14 protein-coding genes are annotated in these 19,769 nt (G+C 60.1%); 7 read left to right on the plus strand and 7 right to left on the minus strand.

Translation table 11 applies throughout. The features are described 5' to 3' along the window. Positions 1 to 214: 214 nt before the first annotated feature. From PQQ53_RS03210 to PQQ53_RS03220, 3 genes are read right to left on the minus strand one after another with little or no spacing between them, the layout of a single operon-like run. Positions 215 to 1,666 (minus strand): short-chain fatty acid transporter, encoded by a 1,452-nt coding sequence (locus PQQ53_RS03210; RefSeq protein ID WP_408323357.1) that lies wholly within the window; start codon positions 1,664 to 1,666, stop codon positions 215 to 217. Positions 1,667 to 1,690: 24 nt separating this feature from the next. Further along, the gene (gene lhpI / locus PQQ53_RS03215) at positions 1,691 to 2,626 is read right to left on the minus strand and encodes a bifunctional Delta(1)-pyrroline-2-carboxylate/Delta(1)-piperideine-2-carboxylate reductase (protein WP_408150805.1); all 936 of its coding nucleotides are present in this window, start codon (positions 2,624 to 2,626) and stop codon (positions 1,691 to 1,693) included. A 26-nt stretch (positions 2,627 to 2,652) separates the two neighbouring features. After that, complete coding sequence (locus PQQ53_RS03220) at positions 2,653 to 6,099, minus strand: molybdopterin-dependent oxidoreductase (protein WP_408150812.1); 3,447 nt, start codon at positions 6,097 to 6,099, stop codon at positions 2,653 to 2,655. Between the two features lie 165 nt (positions 6,100 to 6,264). Between PQQ53_RS03220 and PQQ53_RS03225 the strand changes: the two genes are divergently transcribed. Continuing rightward, positions 6,265 to 7,176 (plus strand): LysR family transcriptional regulator, encoded by a 912-nt coding sequence (locus PQQ53_RS03225; RefSeq protein WP_408150803.1) that lies wholly within the window; start codon positions 6,265 to 6,267, stop codon positions 7,174 to 7,176. 390 nt (positions 7,177 to 7,566) lie between these two features. Then, on the plus strand, positions 7,567 to 8,118 hold the full coding sequence (locus tag PQQ53_RS03230; protein ID WP_408323280.1) for a sulfite exporter TauE/SafE family protein: 552 nt from the start codon (positions 7,567 to 7,569) through the stop codon (positions 8,116 to 8,118). A gap of 273 nt (positions 8,119 to 8,391) precedes the next feature. Here PQQ53_RS03230 and PQQ53_RS03235 read toward each other — a convergent pair whose 3' ends face one another. Together PQQ53_RS03235 and PQQ53_RS03240 are read right to left on the minus strand one after the other, a co-directional pair. Continuing rightward, positions 8,392 to 9,552, minus strand: a complete 1,161-nt coding sequence (locus PQQ53_RS03235; RefSeq protein ID WP_408323281.1) for an IS30 family transposase — start codon at positions 9,550 to 9,552, stop codon at positions 8,392 to 8,394. A 145-nt stretch (positions 9,553 to 9,697) separates the two neighbouring features. Beyond that, positions 9,698 to 10,591 (minus strand): LysR substrate-binding domain-containing protein, encoded by an 894-nt coding sequence (locus PQQ53_RS03240; RefSeq protein ID WP_408323358.1) that lies wholly within the window; start codon positions 10,589 to 10,591, stop codon positions 9,698 to 9,700. 166 nt (positions 10,592 to 10,757) lie between these two features. Here PQQ53_RS03240 and PQQ53_RS03245 point away from each other — a divergent pair, with 166 nt between their 5' ends. From PQQ53_RS03245 to PQQ53_RS03255, 3 genes are read left to right on the plus strand one after another with little or no spacing between them, the layout of a single operon-like run. Next, positions 10,758 to 11,303 carry a sugar ABC transporter gene (locus tag PQQ53_RS03245; RefSeq protein ID WP_408150799.1) on the plus strand — a complete coding sequence of 182 codons (546 nt, stop codon included), beginning with the start codon at positions 10,758 to 10,760 and terminating at the stop codon, positions 11,301 to 11,303. A 7-nt stretch (positions 11,304 to 11,310) separates the two neighbouring features. Then, positions 11,311 to 11,637 (plus strand): hypothetical protein, encoded by a 327-nt coding sequence (locus PQQ53_RS03250; protein WP_408150797.1) that lies wholly within the window; start codon positions 11,311 to 11,313, stop codon positions 11,635 to 11,637. A 21-nt stretch (positions 11,638 to 11,658) separates the two neighbouring features. Further along, positions 11,659 to 12,504, plus strand: a complete 846-nt coding sequence (locus PQQ53_RS03255) for an MBL fold metallo-hydrolase (RefSeq protein ID WP_408323282.1) — start codon at positions 11,659 to 11,661, stop codon at positions 12,502 to 12,504. Between the two features lie 640 nt (positions 12,505 to 13,144). On the opposite strand, the gene PQQ53_RS03260 is transcribed toward PQQ53_RS03255, so the two are convergent. Continuing rightward, complete coding sequence (locus tag PQQ53_RS03260) at positions 13,145 to 14,206, minus strand: IS110 family RNA-guided transposase (RefSeq protein WP_408323283.1); 1,062 nt, start codon at positions 14,204 to 14,206, stop codon at positions 13,145 to 13,147. Between the two features lie 488 nt (positions 14,207 to 14,694). Between PQQ53_RS03260 and PQQ53_RS03265 the strand changes: the two genes are divergently transcribed. Further along, on the plus strand, positions 14,695 to 17,139 hold the full coding sequence (locus tag PQQ53_RS03265) for a two-partner secretion domain-containing protein (protein ID WP_408323284.1): 2,445 nt from the start codon (positions 14,695 to 14,697) through the stop codon (positions 17,137 to 17,139). Positions 17,140 to 17,951: 812 nt separating this feature from the next. Here the strand turns inward: PQQ53_RS03265 and PQQ53_RS03270 are convergent. Beyond that, a complete protein-coding gene (locus PQQ53_RS03270) occupies positions 17,952 to 18,965 on the minus strand; it encodes an IS110 family RNA-guided transposase (protein ID WP_408323285.1) in 1,014 nt (337 codons plus the stop codon). Between the two features lie 131 nt (positions 18,966 to 19,096). On the opposite strand from PQQ53_RS03270, the gene PQQ53_RS03275 reads away from it, so the two are divergent. Further along, positions 19,097 to 19,375, plus strand: a complete 279-nt coding sequence (locus PQQ53_RS03275) for a hypothetical protein (RefSeq protein WP_408152137.1) — start codon at positions 19,097 to 19,099, stop codon at positions 19,373 to 19,375. The last annotated feature ends 394 nt before the right edge of the window (positions 19,376 to 19,769 follow it).

Genomic DNA, 19,769 nt, shown 5'->3' on the forward strand with positions numbered 1-19,769 from the left:
CATTGTAGTTTCATCGGGTTTCCACACAGCCTGGACCCGTTGCGGCCAGTCGGTTAGCGGGAACGCCGCGGCCGCTTTTGAGGTTTGCAGCCGTTGCATTCCTGCACACCATCAAGCGACATCGCCAGATCAACGTCCGTCTGCTCGTTACCGGGCCGGACGACGAGCAGACCAAACTGACAACCTGCTGCACCGGGCTGGCGCCACAGACTGATCAGGGCATGACGGGGGGATGGAAGGTCAGCGTCCCCGCAAGAACCCACAGCATGAAGATCACGAGCGGAAGATGCACGATGAACTGGGTAAACGTGAAGCCCACCACGTCACGAGCCCGCAATCCCAGCACGCCGAGCAACGGCAGCATCCAGAAAGGGTTGATCAAATTCGGCAACGCCTCCGCCGCGTTGTAGACGGTTACCGCCCAGCCCAGATGAACCTGCAGTTCCTTGGCTGCCGCGATCACGTACGGTGCTTCAATGATCCATTTCCCGCCACCCGACGGCACGAAGAATCCAAGGACGGCAGAATAGATGCCCATCAGCGCCGGAAACGACGCATGCGACGACACTGCAACGAAGAAATGCGAAAGATGATCGGCCAACGGTAGTCCCGACGGCGCGGACGCTTTCGTCAGCATGTACGCAATGCCTCCGTAGAGAGGAAACTGGATCAACACGCCAGCCACGGACGGCACCGATTTCGCCACGGCGTTCAGAAAGCGGCGGGGGCGCCAGTTCAACAGCATCCCGGCCAACAGGAACACGAAGTTGTAGGTATTGAGATTCGAGATCGCCAGCACCGGATTTTTCGCGGTGAATTCGTGCCATGCCCAAACAGAGCCGAGTGCGACGATCAGGATTGTGATCAACGGGCTGTACTCGAGCCAGTCGCCGGGGCGTGAAGGCGCTGCTACTTCGAGTTCCGCCTCGTTCAGCGAGATACCCAGATACTGCGCGGTTTTGGCGCGTTCGGCGCCCGGCGCAGAGAGATACGCGATAAAAAGCGATACGACGGTCAGAGCGGCGACTATCAGCAACGACTGGGGAAGAAAAATCGTTTCGGAAAACGGAATGACACCGGTGATCGCCAGCAGCGCTTTCGGCAAACTGTCCGGATTCGCTTGCAATTGCGATGCCGACGAACTTAATCCCAGCGCCCAAGTCGCGCCCATGCCGAGATAGGCGGCGGCACCCGCCGCTCGGTAGTCCATACGGAGCCCGGTGCGACGAGCGAGCGCACGAACCAGCAGGCCGCTGAAGATCAGGCTGATCGCCCAGTTGAAAAGCGACGCCGAAATGCTGACCAGCGCGACGAATGCCACCGCAGACTTGCCGTTCGACGGCAAGCGGGCAAGCCATGCGATCAATTTCGCGGCAGGCGGAGATACTGCGACCACGTAGCCTGAAATGGCCACGATCGCCATCTGCATCGTAAAGGGAATCAGGCTCCAGAATCCATCTCCGAAGGCAATGCCCACACGTTGTGCAGGCGCGCCCGTCGCCAGGGCGCCGACCGCGACGACGACAACCGCGATCGCCGCGAATATGTATGCGTCGGGAAACCACTTTTCCGACCAACGGGTCACTGCTGCGGCCATACGCTCGAGTCCGACTGCATCGTCGACTGTCGAGGCTGCCAGGTCTTGCTGACGGTTCAATTCCTTCATCATGGTCTCCGACGCTTCGAGTGATTAAACATGCTGTTCATAAACCTGCACTGCCGCAGCCAGGTCTTCGAGTGCGGTCCCCACCGCTTTGAATACCGTGCGCTCGCTGCCGTCGAATCGCCCACCGACGTCGCCCCGGCACAGGGCGGCGAGCGTACCGATCAGGTCCGCCGGCGAAATCACGTTGCGCGACAACGGCCCAATCAGGTCGCCGGACTTCTGCGGTGCCTCGTCCGTATCGACAAACACGCGTGCGTGGCGGAAACAATCGTCGTCAGCCTCGCGCATCTGCGGCGTGAAGCTTCCGATAAGATCGAGATGCGTTCCCGGTTTCAACCACGAGCCGCGTACGATCGACTCGGTGGCGAGCGTCGCGCAGCTCACGACATCCGCGCGCGCCACGCTGTCCGGCAGACTGGAGACAACCGCCGCGTTGAAACCTTCGCCTCGCAGTTGCTGCACGAGTCGCGCGGCCGATTCCGGATAGATGTCCCAGACCTCGACATGCGTGATTGGCAGCTGGCTTCGATACGCTGCCGGCACCAGGCTTGCCACGCGTCCGGCGCCCAACAGCACCATGTGCGAGGAGTCGTCGCGCGCCAGAAAGGTTGCAGCGAGTGCCGAGGCGGCGGCGGTCCGGCGTGAGGTGATTTCATCGCCGTCCATCTGCGCGAGTGGCTCACCCGTGCTGGCGTCATACAGCACGTAAGTCGAGTGCAAGCCGGGCATTCCGCGGCCCTGGTTGCCCGGGAAAATGTTCACGGTCTTGATGCCGAGATATCGGTCCGCCTCCCACGCCGGCATGATCAATACGGTGCCGGTATTGCCGTCGCCGCTATTGATCGTGTGCGAGTGCCGGAGCGGAACCTCACACCCCTTGATGAACACCTTCTTCAGCGACGGAATCAGCGTGGCGAAGTCCAGCGCTTCGCGTGTCGCTGGCGTGTCGAAAAATTTCATGCTCGATTTGGCTCCTCGTGGGTCATTCACGCTTCAATGGAAATATCAGTGGCCGGGATCGCCTGGCAGGCGAGGCACATATCGGCTTCATCCGGCCCATGCCCTGTCACATGCGACACCTTGCCCGCCAGGACCTTGACGGCACAGCTCTCGCATTGCCCGACCCGGCAGCCGCTCGGCATGCTGATGCCGAGGCTCTCGCCGAAGCTGAGCAGGCTTCCCCGTTCGGGTGCCCATTCAGCCTTGATCTGCGACCGCCGGAATTCGACGGCAAAGCGCTGTGATGGATCGAGGGCCGGCTTCGACGGAGACCGAAAGGCCTCGCTGAAGATATCGAACGGCGGTACGCCACGCTCGACGAGGCCTGCCGTGATGGCGTTCATCATCGGCTCCGGGCCGCATAAATAGAATCGCGCGCGGTGCTGTATCAATGCGTCGTCGACGACGTCCGCAGTGAGGTAGCCCTGCATCTCGAAGTCGCGTCCGAGTACTTCGTCGCGCGGCTGGTTATAGCAATTCACGACCTTGAGCGTTGGCAACGCACGCCGCAATTGCGCAATTCGTTTCCGGAACGCATGAGTCGAGCTATTGAGATTCGCGTAAAACAGCTGGGATTCAGGCGCTTGTGTGCCCAGCTCCCCGATCGTTTCCAGCCACGAAATGAAGGGCGTTATTCCAATCCCACCCGCGAATATGACGATCGGTCGCTTCGAAGCCGGCGGTACGACGAAGGTGCCGCTGGGGGCTTGAAGCAAGACCCTGTGTCCAACTGCCAATTCGCGATGAATATACGAGGACATGACGCCCTCGAACTGCTCACCAGCGGCACTGCGGCCTCGCTGATGGCGCATGGAGATCGAGTATGTCCGCCGATCGCTTTCAATCGCACGGCCAGTGAGCGAATAGGCACGCGTCGTTCCTCCTTCGCACAACTCCGGAATATGGATCGTCACATGCTGTCCGGGCAGATAGTCGGGGAGCGGTCCACCGTCGGCTGCGCTGAACGTAACCGTGCGAACGCCTTCGGCTTCTCCATGTACGGCCGACACGACAAAGTCCCGGAATCCTTGCCACGCCCGTCGCGCGGGATCGACCGACGCGTCGAGTGTGACGTCGCATGGCACGGCACGAAGCGGCGACGAACCGCTCAGCGGATCGACGATGGCGCCGGACACGATGCTGTTGTAGTTACTGTTTGTACTTCCCAGGGCCGTCGACGATTCCATGCCGATTTCGTCGCATGCCTGCCACCAGCCATACTCCGCGACTACGACATCCGGTGCGAGTTCGGCGACCACTCGCGCACGAAATCGCGCGGTGCCGTTTGTACTGGCGACGCGTATCCAGTCCCCGTCGACAATGCCCTTCAGGGCCGCCAGATCGGCGCTCAGTTCCGCAACGGGATAAGGGGCACGGCGACGAAGGCTTGGCAGGCTACGATGCTGGCTGTGGCAGTAGTAGCCGTTCTTGAAGGAAGTGAGCGTATAGGGAAAGCGTCGACGCTCAGCTGCGCGTGCTCTCTCTCCGCGGCTCGGCGGTACATACTGAGGTACAGCCGGATAACCGTACCGATGCAGCTTCTCCGAATAGAACTCGACGCGCCGCGTTTCGGTCGCAAAGCCTCGCGGGCCATTCGGCGTGGTACAAGCATATTGCTTTTCCTGCTGCTCGAGCGGCCGGTAAATGCCCTCGGGATGTGAACGCAGCGTCGCGACGTCCAGGCCCAACGGTTCGAGAACATGGTCCCATCCTTTTTCGACGTCGCCACCGAAGAATTGATCTCCCATCCCGAGCCTGACCGCCAGATCCAGCACGATGTTGTAGTCTGCCCGGCTCTCCCCGCGGGGCGTCACCATCCGCTGCCGCAACTGGACCAATTCAACGGCCCGCTCATTGATCTCGAAGCCGAGACGCAGTCCTTCCCGTTCCCAAGGCGTATTGACCGGAAGGAGGATATCCGCGTAGCGGGCGGATGGCGTTTCGAACAGGTCGCAATGAACATGAAAATCCAGTGCGCACAGCGCGTCCCGCGCCAATGCGCTGTCGGCTTGCGACATCACCATGTTGGTGCCGAACGAGACAAGCGCGCGCACCCAATAAGGCTTGGACTCGAGAATCGCACGATAAACATCGCGCGCGGTCACCCATCCCTGGGACGGCGGACCGAGCGGTCGCTCGTCAAGCCCGAGCGCCTTTGTTCGCTGTTGAGGACTCAGCATGGCGTAGTTACTGAGAGGATTTGCTGGCTGCTTCAGCAACTCGCGGTTTGAACCCTGCGTATCGAATGCACCTGTCAGTGCATACAGCGTAGCGATCGCCCGCTCTGTTTGCGTCGCGTTCGTATGTTGTCCCACGCCAGACCACGCGTGATAGGCAATGCGCTGGCGTGGGCCGAGCATCGCCGCCACGATTTCGATCGCCGAGGCGTCGACACCGGTGATTCTGCTCACGTGTTCGGGCGTGTAATCAGACAGCGCACCGCGGTACAACTCGAAAGCGGGCGTACACGTGACCTCTATCACCCTGCCCGTCAGGTCGAATACGCAAATCTGATACGAGCCTGAAATCGAAAGATCGGACGGCGACGTGCGCGCCTCTTCTCCGACGAGTTCGAGTCGATTGAGCGCGCCATTCCAGACCGCATATCGATTGTTCGACGACTCCGGATCGATGTCGCGCTCACGCAGAAAATATCCGCTATCACGACGAACCAGGAACGCGCCATTCGTCCATTCGCGGACAAATGTATCGTCGATATTTCCCGTCGCGATCATTTGCCGGGCAATTCCCATAGCAAGCGCGCCGTCCGTGCCTGGCTGCACGCGCAGCCATACATCCGCATCGCGCGCAAGCGCCGTGGGTCTCGGGTCCACGACAATCAGCTTTGCGCCGTTGCGCCGACCCGCTGCGATACTGTCCGCCTGGGCCAGCCACGTGTTGGCTGGATTCGTACCCCAAAGCACGATGACGTCGGAATTCCGGTAATCGGCCGTTGGCATGCCGCAACCGAACGTAAACACGTGCGCGAAATCCTTGTGCCAGTTGCAGATCTCGGTCGCGTAGCAGATATTCGGACTCCCGAAAGACCACACGAATCGCTCCACCCAGTCGATGCTGTCGCTCATCGGCGTACCGCTCGGGGTGGTCACGCCGAACACCACCGATTCGGCGCCGTTTTCCCGCTTGAAGTGCGCGAGCGTGGTTGCGATCTCGTCAAGCGCCTCGTCCCAACTGATCCGTTTCCAGCGCGGATCGGCCGCCCCTTTTGGGGCAGTGCGGCGCATGGGATACAACACCCGGTCGGGGCTCTGTACGAGTTCCGGCGCGGCCTTGCCTTTCATGCACATCGCGTTGCCGGTCGGGTGCGTGTTGTCGGGACGCACCTTCAGCAACAAGTCGCCGCGGACCGTGTTGATCGTGCCGCATCTTGACCGGCATAACGTGCAGTACCCCTTCTTCTCCCGCGTCTCCATCATCGTTCCACTGTTTCCTTTCATGACGGGATGCTATGCAGCCGAAATTGCCCTGCCTAATTCATATTTCTTGCCTCGCGATATATAATTTTTCAATACCTCAATTCGGTCGTCGGTTCGCGCTGTCGGTTTGCACGGCGCCACAACCTAGCGGAGTACGTCAACGTGGCCACACACATTACGCTTCGCCAGATCGAATACTTCATCTCCGTGGCTGATACCGGGCAGATCTCCAGATCTGCCAATCTCTGCGCCGTTTCGCAGTCGTCGATGACGATCGCGCTGAAGAATCTCGAAGACACTGTGGGGGTGCCGCTCCTGCAGCGCCACGCGAGGGGCGTCCGACTGACCCGAGCAGGCGAGCGATTTCTTCGGCATGTGCAGAACGCGAATGTGTCCATCGGGCGCGCCGTGGTCGCGGCCCAGGAGGAACCTGAACAGATTTCGGGGCACGTTCGGGTGGGCGTCACGGAAACCGTCTCGGCTTACCTGATGCCGTCAATGCTTGCTACCGTCTCGCAGCGCTTCGAGCACCTCACTGTCGAGGTCATCGAAGACGCGCGCGAGGATATCGAGCAACGTCTCGTCGACAATCAGCTCGATATCGGTCTGATGCTTGTGTCCAATACGGCCAACGTGGACGAGCTGAAATATGAAACCATTCTGCGCTCCATGCGCCGGCTTTGGACCCATCCGGATCACCCGTTGCAAGATGCACAACAGGTCACGCTGCAGGACATTGCGCAGGAAGACTACCTTTTACTCGACATGGACGAGCATGTCCGAACTGTTCGCAAGTATTGGGGAAAATATAGCCTCGCACCGCACGTGCGTATCCAGAGCAAGTCGATCGAAGCCGTGCGAAGCATGGTCGCGCTCGGGCTGGGCGTCACAATTCTTTCGGACCTCGTCTATCGTCCGTGGTCGCTCGAAGGGAGCCGGATTATGAGGCGTGATCTGAGCATTCCGATCCCGACCATGGACGTCGGCGCCGTCTGGCACCGAAAGAGCATCCTGCCGACGCCCGCGAAAGTGCTGTTAGATCTCTTCCGGTCCTGGAAGAAGACAATCCAATAGTCGACCTTTCCTGACGGAAATAGCGGACGTTCGAGATTACCTTCGCAGCCGTGGTTGCTGACTGACCGCTCCGGCGCAAGAGGCGGCATGCATCATTGATACGCGAGACAAGAAGAGAACAACATGACAGCACGGCATATGGCCGTCCAGGATTCGACGCGTCGCAAACGCTCAATAGCATTCGCAGGCGGGACGATTATCTGTGCCTTAGTTGGACTGATCGGGCTTGGCGGTGCGGAGTTCCGTCTTCCGCTTCTTATCGGTGTATTTCGGTTCGCAGCATTGGAAGCGGTCATACTCAACAAAGCGATGAGCTTAGTCGTCGTCTCGACCGCGCTTCCGTTTCGCGCGCAAGCGGTTCCCTAGGACGATGTACTCGGCCACTGGCAGGTGATCCGGAACCTTCTGGTCGGCAGCTTGCTAGGCGCATGGATGGGTGCCGGCTGGGCGACGCGCTCACACCCGCGCGCGTTATATCGCGTGCTGGCTGTCCTGCTGGTGGCCATTGCCATGGTGCTGCTGTTCGGGCATAGCGCGGCATACCACGACGCGCTGGCCTTGACCGGAAAGACGCGAATTCTGCTTGTGGTCGTCGCTGGATTTGGAATCGGAACGGTAGCCGCGCTGATGGGCGTGGCCGGAGGCGAATTGCTGATCCCGACATTCGTGCTGCTGTTCGGCGTCGACGTCAAGCTTGCAGGCAGCCTGAGTCTGGCGGTGAGCCTTCCAACGATGTTGGTGGGTTTTGCACGCTGCAGCCAGGATCGCAGCTTTACCGTCCTGCGTCAGAACCGTGCGTTTCTGCTCTTCATGGCATTGGGCTCAGTCTTGGGAACCTTCGTTGGGGGCCGTCTGGTTGGCGCGACGTCAGGTGCGATTCTGCTACCGGTGCTGGCGGCAATACTCATGCTCTCGGCGATCAAGGTTTGGCAGCACCGCTGATCGATTACACGTGTGGGCTCTGGACAAGATGCGAATTTGTCCACTTCATAGCCATGCCGTCTCATTAATACGGCTCAAAAAGCGCAGCACGCGACGAGTATCATCGTCCAGGGAAGGTCCGTTACTGGGCAAAACAGACGCACGAATGGCCTGCAGGACCCGCCCGCAAGAGGCCGAAAATGGCCGAACTTCGCCCGCCGACGAGCGGCTCAGGGCGACCCGTTGCTGCCGGTCGCCCCCGCGCTGCATCTGCGGCGGCTTTCAAGGGCGGATTCAACCGGTGGATGCAATAGTTTTCTGGAACCGTTCGGCGGGCGTCTCGTAGTCCAGTGTCTTTCTTGGACGCTCGTTCAGTCGTCTTGCCACAGCGTTGAGTTTGGCCTGCGAATACACTGACAGGTCGGTGCCTTTGGGGAAGTACTGCCTTAACAGCCCATTCGTGTTTTCGTTCGAGCCGCGCTGCCATGGATGCTGAGGATCGCAGAAGTAGACCTGGATATCAGTGGCCACAGTGAAACGCTTGTGTCCGGCCATCTCCGTTCCCCGATCCCATGTTAGCGATTTATACAGTTCCTGCGGCAACTTGCTGGCATGCCTGATAAGTGCATTGATGACCGTCTCGCTATCCTTGCTGGCTATCTTGACCAGCATGACGTAGCGTGTCTGGCGTTCGACGAGTGTTGCAATCTGGCTGCTGCCGGTACCGCACAGCAGATCACCTTCCCAGTGGCCCGGCACCGCCCGGTCTTCAACGGTCGCAGGGCGTTCGCTGATCGATACCGTGTCCCGAATCCTGCCGTGATCGTCCGTCTTCTGCGTGTGGTGGCGCGAACGACGCATGGCGCGGCTGCGCCGCAAGTGTTCCAGTAATTCCTTCTTCAAGGCGCCACGGGCCTGGATGAAGAGACTGCGATAGATGGTCTCGTGGGACACGTGGTAGTCCTCGTTGTCTGGGTACGCACGCCTGAGCCATCCGGCAATCTGCTGCGGTGACCACTGCAACTGGAGCTTGCCGGCCACCATGTGCGCCAGCGTTCGGTGCTCAACCAGTTTACAGGCTTTGGGACGCTGCGCGCGATCCCAGGCAAGCTGATCGGCGTGGCTTGCCCGATAGCCGTCCGGGCCGCTGTTACGTTTGATCTCACGACAGATGGTGGAGGGAGCTCGCGAAAGTCGCATGGCGATTGACTGGATCGAATCGTCGGCCGCAAGTGCCCGTGAGATCTCTTCGCGCTCAGCCAGCGTCAGCGCCAATCTCGATCGATGCCTTTGTGGTGGCTGGATTCCACCTGTCTCAGCCAGAATCCCCTGTACCGACGAGTGGTTCCGGTCAAAAAGCTGGGCGATCTTCTGGAGAGACTCTCCCTTGCGCCAACGTTCCCACATCAGCGCTTTCTGCTTCTCGCTGTAGTAAATCCGGCGTCGCTGTTTCATCTGCAACACTCCCACTGCTTGCGCAGTCTTAAGTGTGTTGCATCCACCGGTTGAATCCGCCAGGTACAACGGCCGTTCGTCAGTTCACGACGGTCAATTCGAGGCGAGTCGAATCGCCTTGCAAAGGGGAGCACCAGGCGATGCTTTAAACCGCCAGGCCCCGGGCTTCGTCAAGTATCCATTTCGCAAATGCCTGCAGTGGCCCTTCACTCAACTCGATCGGCTCAGGAAGAACGAGGCAGAAGTTTTTGGTAATCGCTTTGCCGTCCGGCCAAGGCGCGACCAGACGGCCTTGTTCAAGCTCTGTCCCGATGTAAAGACGCGGCACCAACGCGACCCCCAGACCGGCTACCGCTGCCTCTATCAGCATGGAATGGAGATCGTAACGTGCGCCTACCGCCGAATTGGTCAGCACGATGCCGGCCTCTTGTGCATAAAGCTGCCACGCGTTCGGATTTTGCCGTCTGTGAAGGCGTGGCAGATCGTCTAGCGATCGGTTCTCACCGGCGTCCGCGAGGAGCGCCGGACTACAGACGGGCACAAGCACCTCCTCCAGCAGCTTATGTAGATGCATACCCGCCCATGCGGGATGCTCAAAATGGATTGCTGCGTCGAAACCGCTACCAGCAAGAATGAAGGGCTCCATACGCTCGGCGATATGCACGGTAATGTTCGGATGCATATTTTGAAAGCGTTTCAGTCGAGGGATAAGCCAACGGGTGGCGAAGGTCGGAATGGCGGCGATATCAATGCTCGCGCCCTCGATAGGCTGCCCCATCAGGTATAGGCTGTCCCGCTCCAGTCGATCCAGAATCTCACGAACCTGCACCGCGTATCGCGTGCCATTGGGTGCAAGCCTCACCCGATTCCCGACGCGCTTGAACAGCACGACACCCAAAAACACCTCGAGGCGACCGATCTGACGACTGATGGCGCCCTCGGTCAGCGCTAATTCCTCGGCCGCGCGGGCGAAGCTGCCGTGTCGGGCCGCGGCCTCAAAAGCCAGGAGCGCGGAATTGCTTGGGATCTTACGTCGCATCAAAGTCTCGCCGGTTGGAATGCTTTCGACGTCAGCTTGATAAAACTTCACTGAATGCTGACTTTATATCGCTATATGCCTTGGAAATCGCAGCCTATCATTACGTTACTGCAGTGAACAAGGATCGTTTGCTGCACTATGCCAAGCTATCACGAAGGATATTCTGATGATCTACACCGTCGAATGCGGCTTCGCCGATCCCACCAGCGAAGCCGAATGGAATGACTTCTACAGCCTTGAAAAGCTCCCCGCTCTCATCTCGGTTACTGGCTTTCACACGTCGCAGCGCTTCAAGTCGTTAAGCGACGGTTGTCCGGTCTACCTGGCCGTCCACACGATTGACGGTCTCGATGTCCTGACGGGAGAGGAATATCGCCAGAAAGGCGGCGGCAATTTCGCAAGGTGGCAGCAGCACATCACCGACTGGCACCGGAACCTCTACAGCGATATCGGCCTTGCGCCAGCGGTGAATGCTGACGAACTCCTCGTGCTATGTGCAAGCGGCCCCGAACCTCTGATTCAGTTGGGCCTCACACCGTTGGCCATGCGAGCAGTCGCGCTGGAGAAGTTTCCGCAACGCCGTTGGCTCGCAAGAATGCCTCGGCGAAACGCTCAGTTTGTCGAGAGCACGTTCGAAGGCGTTCACCTCTACTCGCCGATGACGGAACAACTGATAAGCTCCCGCACCGTTTCGACCGAACAGGAAAAATAGGTCCGCGATGCCCAATGTCACACTCTATATTTCCGCGGGGCAAATGCCGTCTGATGAGAGGCTTGCCGAGCTTTCCCGCGATTGCGTCGAACTCTGTACGAGTGTTCTTGAAGCGGCGCTCGAAAGCGTTCATGTCATCTATGTCGATGTTCGGCATGGGCACGGACATCCCGTCTTCGCGGAAGTGCAATATCGCCTTGAGACGTTTCGCACGCCTTCGGTAATGAACCGGTTCATGGAAGCCCTGGACGACGCCATTGCGCGCCGCACTGGTCTCACGGCGCGCATCCGTTGTTTTGGTCATGCCGCGTCGAACATTCACGCCCGTAATTAGCAAGTCTTCTGGAGAAGAGTCGTGTCCACCATTACGTTTCCGAGTCAGCGAGTCGGGGATTTCACGATCACCGCGATCAGCGACGGCTACCTCACCGCCAGCCTGGAATTCCTGTCGAATATCGACTCGTCCGAGGCCTCAAGAATGCAAAGTGATGCAGGACAGACGGAGCCTGCCGCCGTGCATATCAACTGCTATGTGGTACGCGGAGCGGGCCGCACAATTCTCATCGACGGGGGGGCGGGAGGCATCAAGCAATGGGGCGGCCGCCTGAAGACTAACTTGTCGCTTGCTGGTGTCGAACCATCCGCGATCGACACAATCCTGCTTACGCACGCGCATCCCGATCATGTCGGAGGGCTGGCGGACACAAATGGACAAGTTGCCTTTCCGAATGCGGAGCTCGTTGTTCATCAGCGAGAGGTCGCATTCTGGCAGGACGACGGAAATCTAAGTCGTGCCAGCGAGCGTGCCCGCCGTAACTTCCTGATCGCGCGTCAGGTGTTCGACGGCTATAGCGACAGGCTGCGCACTTTCGATGAGGGCGAAGTGCTTCCCGGTATCAGAGCGATGCCGCTACCGGGACATACTGATGGACACTCCGGATATCTTTTCGAATCCCCTGATCAGGGCCTGCTCGTTTGGGGAGACATTGTTCATTTCCCGCACATCCAGATTGAACGGCCAGACGTATCGATTGCATTCGATCAGGACCCCACTCTCGCAGCCACCACACGATCAGGGCTCCTGGACATGGTCAGTTCGGAGAGACTTTTGATCGCAGGTATGCATTTGGGTGAACTCGGCTTCGCGCGAATCAAGCGAACGAGCGGGAGCTACGGACTGCTTTACGAAACCAAAGCATGAGGTCGCCAGAAGCAAACATGTCTGATGCCACGCCGGCACTCTGCACTTGAGCAACTACGATGACGTCAATGCCGCGAGGACGGCGTTGGCCGCCTCGGTCGATGAAAAAGCATTTGTCTTGTCAATCGGATGGCCGGTTATGGGGTGAAGCCGACGTATGAACGTCCGACCGACAACGCATGCGAACGGCGGCTCATGGCCGACCTGAGCTCGATCGCGTTCGGCTCAGGTCGACCCACTCCGGTCAGACAACTTGCTCCAAACCGGTCAGTCAGCCAATTTCTACTTTGCGGACTGGAATTGCCAGTAAGCGGCCTATAAGGACCTTCCAGTTTTTGCAAGCTGGGTTTAGTGATTCATATGTTCGATTCCTGTATCGGTCAGTGGAGGACTACAACGACAACGGTTGGCGGCGTGACAGACTGCATGCCTATAAACGGCCTTGTTGGGCGCCATCACAACCGCGCCTGGGCCCGGATAGTAACCGCGCAGCAGGACTCCATCCGTTGAACGGCGAATACATTTCGTGTAGCGCCTCACCGCTTATCGAGTTCGCCCGCTGCCGGTCTGACCTGTCGCTATCCTTCGTCGAATGCGTCCTCAACTTCGGAACCAGTTTATGGCGATGTCGTTTGGGGTATCAGGCGCCCGTCGCCCCACCAGTGCGGGCGGGCGCGTAGGACGGATCGAATCGCTCCCCCTTGGCGAGCACCGCCCACAGAATGCGTGCATGCTTGTTCGCCACGGCGACCAGTGTCTTGTAGTAGCCCACGCGCGCCTGTAACTGGACAATCCAGCGCGAGAGCCGGTCATCACGTCGGCGCGCCGTCAGGACCGCTGAGCGGGCACCCTGGAACAGTAAGGTTCGCAGATAGTCGTTGCCCTGTCTGGTGATGCTCCCGAGCCGCTGCTTGCCTCCGCTGCTTTTCTGTTTGGGCACGATGCCGAGCCAGGCGGCCATCTGCCGGCCGTTCCGGAACTGGCGGGCATCTACCACCGTCGCCACTGCGGCCGATGCCGTTAGCCGGCCCACGCCGCACACGTCCATGCAGCGTTGCGCCTGCGGGTCGCGGTTGGCATGCTCGGCAATCTGTCTGTCAAACCAGGCAATCTGTTCATCCAGTACCTGCCATTGTTCGCAGCCGCGCAACAGGGCCAGCCGCGCCGGTCCTGTCAGCTCATTGCTGCCGTCCTCAATGCGCTCAATGAGGTGCTCGTGTAACCGGCGGATGCCTTGCGGCAGGAACACCCCGAACTCGGCCAGCAGCCCGCGCAACCGGTTCACCAGCGCGGTACGCTCTTCGACAAATCCGGTACGCATGCGGTGCAGCACCAGCACGCTTTGCTGCGCAGGTGACTTGACCGGCACGAAACGCATGTGCGGGCGGCTCGCCGCTTCGCAGACAGCTTCGGCATCGAGTGCATCGTTCTTTACATGGGCGCCGCCTTTACGATAGGGCGCGACAAATTGCGGGGGAATCAGCCGCACCTCATGCCCGAGCGCGTGTAGTTTGCGTGCCCAGTAATGCGCCGCACCGCATGCCTCCATGGCGATCAGACACGGTTCCAGATTGGCAAACCAGCTCACAAATCGCTCCCGCGGAATTGCTTTACGTACTACGACGCGTTCGGCGCTGTCGACCGCATGAATCTGCATCACGTTCTTCGCCAGATCCACGCCAACACGAGTAATCCTGTCCATGACATCCCCCTTCCCGGAAGGTAGTAGCACGAGCCATGATGGCACCAGACGGTGTCGATCCTGCAATCAGGGAGGTCCTTACCAATTCGTTGGCGACCTCACCCAATCGGCCATCACGGGTCATTCGCCTCTACTATTCGACCGACATTCAGATGTCGGATGTGCGACTGCAAACTGTCATTGGCCTCCAGAACGCGAATGCCGCGAGTGGCTAACTTTCGATCGATATCGTTTCCGCTGTGGACCGGCTCACGTTAAGACCGGCACAGCTGACGACAGTCCCTGCTCCAGACACATTAGCGCGTGTTGCTGATGCGCACCACATGCCCCAAGGATCAACAGATGGCGTACCCGAAAAGTCGCAAAACGCCGAGATATCGGCATGCATTCGCGACTCCAACCGCTATTCTTCAGACACCGGGACTCGCGCGATTCCGATGCCCTCCGGGGATATCGGCACCATTGCGCCTCTCTGGAAAGGGGGATGTATGTCACGCCCAGAACTATTTCGACCCGCGCCGCGGCCACTCTATCGTCGGCAAGCAAATGGACCTTTGTGGCTCGTCCTCGGTATTTCGTTCACCGGTCTGTCCTTTGCCCACGCGACGATCGCAGCAGACACCCTTCCACAAGGCGGCACTTACGTGGCCGGCTCGGGTGCGATAGCGAGCCAGGGCAACGGCCTTGTGATCACGCAGCCGGGTTCGACGCGCGGCGTGATCGAGTGGAACAGTTTTTCGATTGGCAGGAACAACAGCGTGGCGTTCGACAACGGCTCGGGCGCGACGCTGAACCGCGTGACGGGCGGCTCGCCATCCGCGATCCTCGGCCGGCTCAGTGCAACGGGCAGCCTCTATGTGATCAATCCGCAGGGCATTGTCGTGGGGGCGTCGGGCGTGGTGACAACCGGCGGTCGCTTTGTCGCGTCCACCCTGGACATCTGCGACGACGCCTTCATGAAAGGCGGCGGTGCGCTCACGCTGTCGGGCAATTCGGGCGCAAGCGTCATCAACCTCGGCAGGATCAGTTCCAGCGGCGGCGATGTCTTCCTGATTGCCCGAGACGCAGTCATCAACGATGGCACTGTGTCCGCGCCCAACGGCACGGCGGAACTGGCCGCAGGTGGGCAGGTGTTGTTGCAGGATTCGGGCAGCAGCAGGCAGGTGTTCGTGCAGTCGGGCAATCACGGCACCGTGCTCAATAGAGGACACATCAAGGCCGCGCAGGTCAGCCTGCAGGCCGCCGATGGCAACATCTACGCGCTCGCGGGCGGCGGCACGCGTATCCGTGCAACCGGCACCGCCAGCCGCGACGGCCACGTCTGGCTCGTCGCCGACGGCGGCCGGGTGGAGCAGTTCGGCCGGATCACCGCGAGCAACGCGGACGGCAATGGCGGCACCGTCGATACGCAAGCGGCGCACCTCGCGTTCGGACGCGGTGCGGCCGTGCATGCCGGACAATGGAACATTTCAACGCCGTCCATCACGGTCGGAGCGCTGCCGGCGGATGCGCTCGAAAGGAGTCTCGACGCCGGCACGTCCGTTGCGCTCACCACGTCGGGCGAGAACGGCGCGACTGGCGATCTCGTGCTTGCTACGGACCTCACGTGGCGCGGCGACGCAGATTTGACGCTAGCCGCGTACCGGCACGTGTCGATCGCGCCAAACGTCACGGTTCGGAACATCGGGGCGGGCGATATGACGTTACGCGCCGACGTATCGGGCATCGACAACGGCGGCAGCGTGCGCAACGGCGGAACAGTCGACTGGTCGAAGAGCACGGGCATCGTCAGCGTGCTGTATGACATGAACGCCAGCGCGACGCTCGGCACGATGCGCGGGAACACGGCGTGGACGGCGCCCTTCGATAGCGGGCTTGTTGACCAGATCACGGCGTACCGGCTGCTCAATACACGCAGCGACATCGTGAATATCGCAGCGGATCTGAGCGGCAACTACGCGCTCGGCAGAGATGTTGATGTGACGAACCCCGGTGCCCAGCCCAACGTGCTCGTCGGCGATCTGCCGACGCCTTTTAACGGCCAGTTCGACGGCATGGGTCGATCGATCTCGAATTTGAGCGTAAGTGCCACGTCGAATTTGTCCGATTATTCGCCTCACGCCGTCGGGCTCTTCGGTGTGATTGGTCCGACAGCGGTCGTGCGCAACGTCACCGTGAACGGGAGTGCGGGCGGCAGTGCGTCGCTGCTGAGCGCCAGCATCGGCATTCTGGCCGCCATCAATCACGGCACGATCGCCAATGCACATTCGAGCGGCAGTGCCGGCACATTCGACGGCCCCAGCGCTGGCGGCCTTGTCGGGTCCAACGACGGCCTGATTACCCGGTCGTCGAGCAGTGCGAGCGTCGGCCATTCGGGGGGCGGCCTTGTCAATGGAAATGGCGAGACGGGAGTGATCAGGCAGTCGTTTGCGACGGGCGCCGTGAATGGTGTGATTCACGTCTCATACGCGGGCGGGCTGGTGAACGTCAACTCAGGCACCATTACACAGTCCTATGCAACGGGCCCGGTGACCTACAACCCGAACTACTGCGGACACTACGGCGGGAACGTCTGTCGGGAAGGCCCGGGAGCACTGGTGGGCTGGAACCTGGACACAGGCAAGATCACGCAGTCATTCGCGACAGGCACGATCACCCAGGACCTCGGGCCGACTGGCGGCCAGCTGCCCGCGGGCATCGCGAACAACAACGAGGGCTCGATCGGCCGCGACGTCTACTGGGACAGGCAGACGACGGGCGCGACAGTCGGCGCCGCGCAGGGTAACGCGGTGCCTGCCGCACAAGGGCTGACCACGGCGCAGATGAATTCGACGGCCAGCTTCGGGCCGACGTGGGACTTCGGTGCGAATGGAGTGTGGGCGATGCCTGCCGGCGCGACGCATCCCGTGTTGCGCTGGCAGTTGGCGCAATGAGTGCCCGCCGGAGCATGAACAAGCACTCGGTCGGGGGCGATCCCCGGCCTTCCTGGCACTGTCACCGGCATGCCGGTGGGCGGTCCATGCGCGGGGTCGCGACGCACAAGTTGGCGGCTCGGCGCTGCGGGCAGCAGTCGGCCACGAGCTATCAACCAGATACGCGGAAGACGAGACATTCAATAATCACAGAATAGCTGCAAAACTGACGGTTGGATCTTCTTTGAAACCTTTGCTACCGAAAACAGCGCGCTCGGTTAAGCGTTGGATACCGACGCATCGGGGATCTGCCCACACGGTGCCCGCCCGAAACTCGCGCATTTTCCAGGTAGCGCCGAAGACAGACGACGCTTGTCTGAACCATAGCGCAAAAATGGAACTAGATCGGTTTCGCGCGAATCGTCGACACCCATTAGCGGACCCGGTGTCAAGCGAGCAACAATCCCCCTCGACCAGGTGAGCAGCCGATACCGATTCTACTGACCGAATGCAGTAGCCAATCGCACCCGTTTCTTCGCTTCATGGCTGCGACGGATCGCGCCAGACACCCATCAGGTTCAAGCGATCGGCGTACAGCGGCTGCCTGTCGCCCTGGTGGCTCTGCCACCCCAGAAGAACGTTGGTACCGCAGCGCGTCCATAGGGTTCGCACAATACTCGTGGTTGCCAGACGTCTGGCACCAATCCACGGCTGGCTCGCGTTGCGGGCGATCCGCTTTGCTGCACATCGGGGACGGCGACGCGACATCCCATTCAATCTCGGTGGCTTCAGGCCAGTCAACGATGAGGGCTTGCCGGCCGCCGTCGTAACCCTTATGCGAAGCAGCGAGTCACATCAAATGGTTTTCGCTCCTTCAGCATGTGGAAACACGCGCGGGCAAGCTTGTGAGCCAAGGCCTTGCGGGCGAGCACTGAATTCGTCCTGGCTTTCTTGCGCTCGTAGAACTGCCGTGCTTCGGTACTAAAGTGCATCGCGAAGTTGGCTGCTTCGATGAATGCCCAGCACAGGTATGGATTTCCATTCTTGGTATTGCCTTCGCCCTTCTTCTTGCCGTTGCTCATGCGCTGGCTGTCCACGCACCGCGCGTAGGAAGCGAAGTTGCCAGCGCTGGCGAAACGGTCGATGGTTCCAGTTTCGAGCATGATCACGGTGGCAAGCGTCTGGCCGATGCCGGGCACCGTGGTTAGCAGGACATAGTCGGGATGTCGCGCGACTTCTTCCTGGAGACGCCTTTCCACGATAGCGATCTGTTCGCGAAGCGTCGTGATGACCGCGACGTTCGCGCGGACCGCGAGCGCCACATTGCCGGGCAGGCCCATCTGATCGACAGCGTGTTCGTCGAGTCGCTTGACCTGATTGCTCGTGATTCGCGTGCCATACTGACGCGCTGTAATGTTCTCGACGGCGAGAATGTGACTGGTGCAGCTGCGTACCAGCTGCATGCGCTTGCGCGCCAGGTCACGCAACGCACGGAGCTTCACCGGCAGGATGGTGCCGACAGGAAGGATCCCCAGGCGTAGCAGGTGGGCCAGGTAGCGCGCGTCGGTCTCGTCGCCGCTATGTTTGAGCCCATCGTATTTTTTGATCGCGGTGGTGTTGGCCAGGTGAACCACGTAGCCGGCCGTCTGCAGGCCATCGACAAGCCAGTACCAGTTGAACGTGGATTCGACCACGACGCCGGCCATCCCGGCTCCCCATGGGTCGAGGAACGCCAGGATCTTCGTCAGGTCGTTCGGCAGGCGTTTTTCGGCGAGCACGCGGTCCGTTTCGTCGATCACGCTCACCACGCTATTGTTCGAATGCAGGTCAATGCCGCTATAGTTCATGATGACCTCCTTCCGGTTAAAGCTGTTTCGGCAAACTCACTTTAACCCCGTCACCCGGCAGGGCGACGGCAGGAGGTCCGCTAGATGATTTTCAATCGAGTGGACACCTTCATTTGCGACGGAAAACAGGGATGCAACCCTGCGAGATCCAATTTACAGTCGATAACCTTTGCCATTGGGCAGGCATGGGCGACTATGTGCTGATCCCGCGTGATCGCAGTTATGCGGTCACGCTGCGATATCAGGGTGAACCGCTACATGGGGATTCATTTCACATTATCGATGTGGCCGGGCGCAGATTCCCAGGCTATGCATGGGGTTGCATGTTCGCGATGTCCGATTGCTCGAACTTCATTGCCTTCAGTTGGATGGAACGGAAATTCGAAAGACTGACCACGGTAATCGACTGAGACGTCACGGTAATCGACTGAGACGTTCCAGTTACTTCGTTTTGCAGCAATACATCTACCGTCCACGCATCGAGTGGCGATCAATTCTGGACGCAGCGAACGAACAGGAAGCGTATGCATTCGATGGGACGGAGGCTTGGAGGGTCTTTTGACGATTCGGCATTGGTCGCTCCACTGGCTCCTTTGCCGACGAAAGCTGTCAGTGGGCGCGGTGGCATTCAAATGTTCCGGTGACAGGGCGTCGGCGGTTCGAAGCGCTGACGAGGAGTCCGCTTCCACGCGCTCAGTGCAAGCGGGCTAGCAATTCAGTACGGACCATGCGGAATGGCGCGCGGCCCGGTGCGTCGGAAATCATCCGCGAGCGCGCGGGCGGGCGACAAAGGCCGTCGGTACG

It is taken from the genome of Paraburkholderia strydomiana (assembly GCF_046030495.1).
Classification (GTDB): Bacteria; Pseudomonadota; Gammaproteobacteria; order Burkholderiales; family Burkholderiaceae; genus Paraburkholderia; species Paraburkholderia strydomiana_A.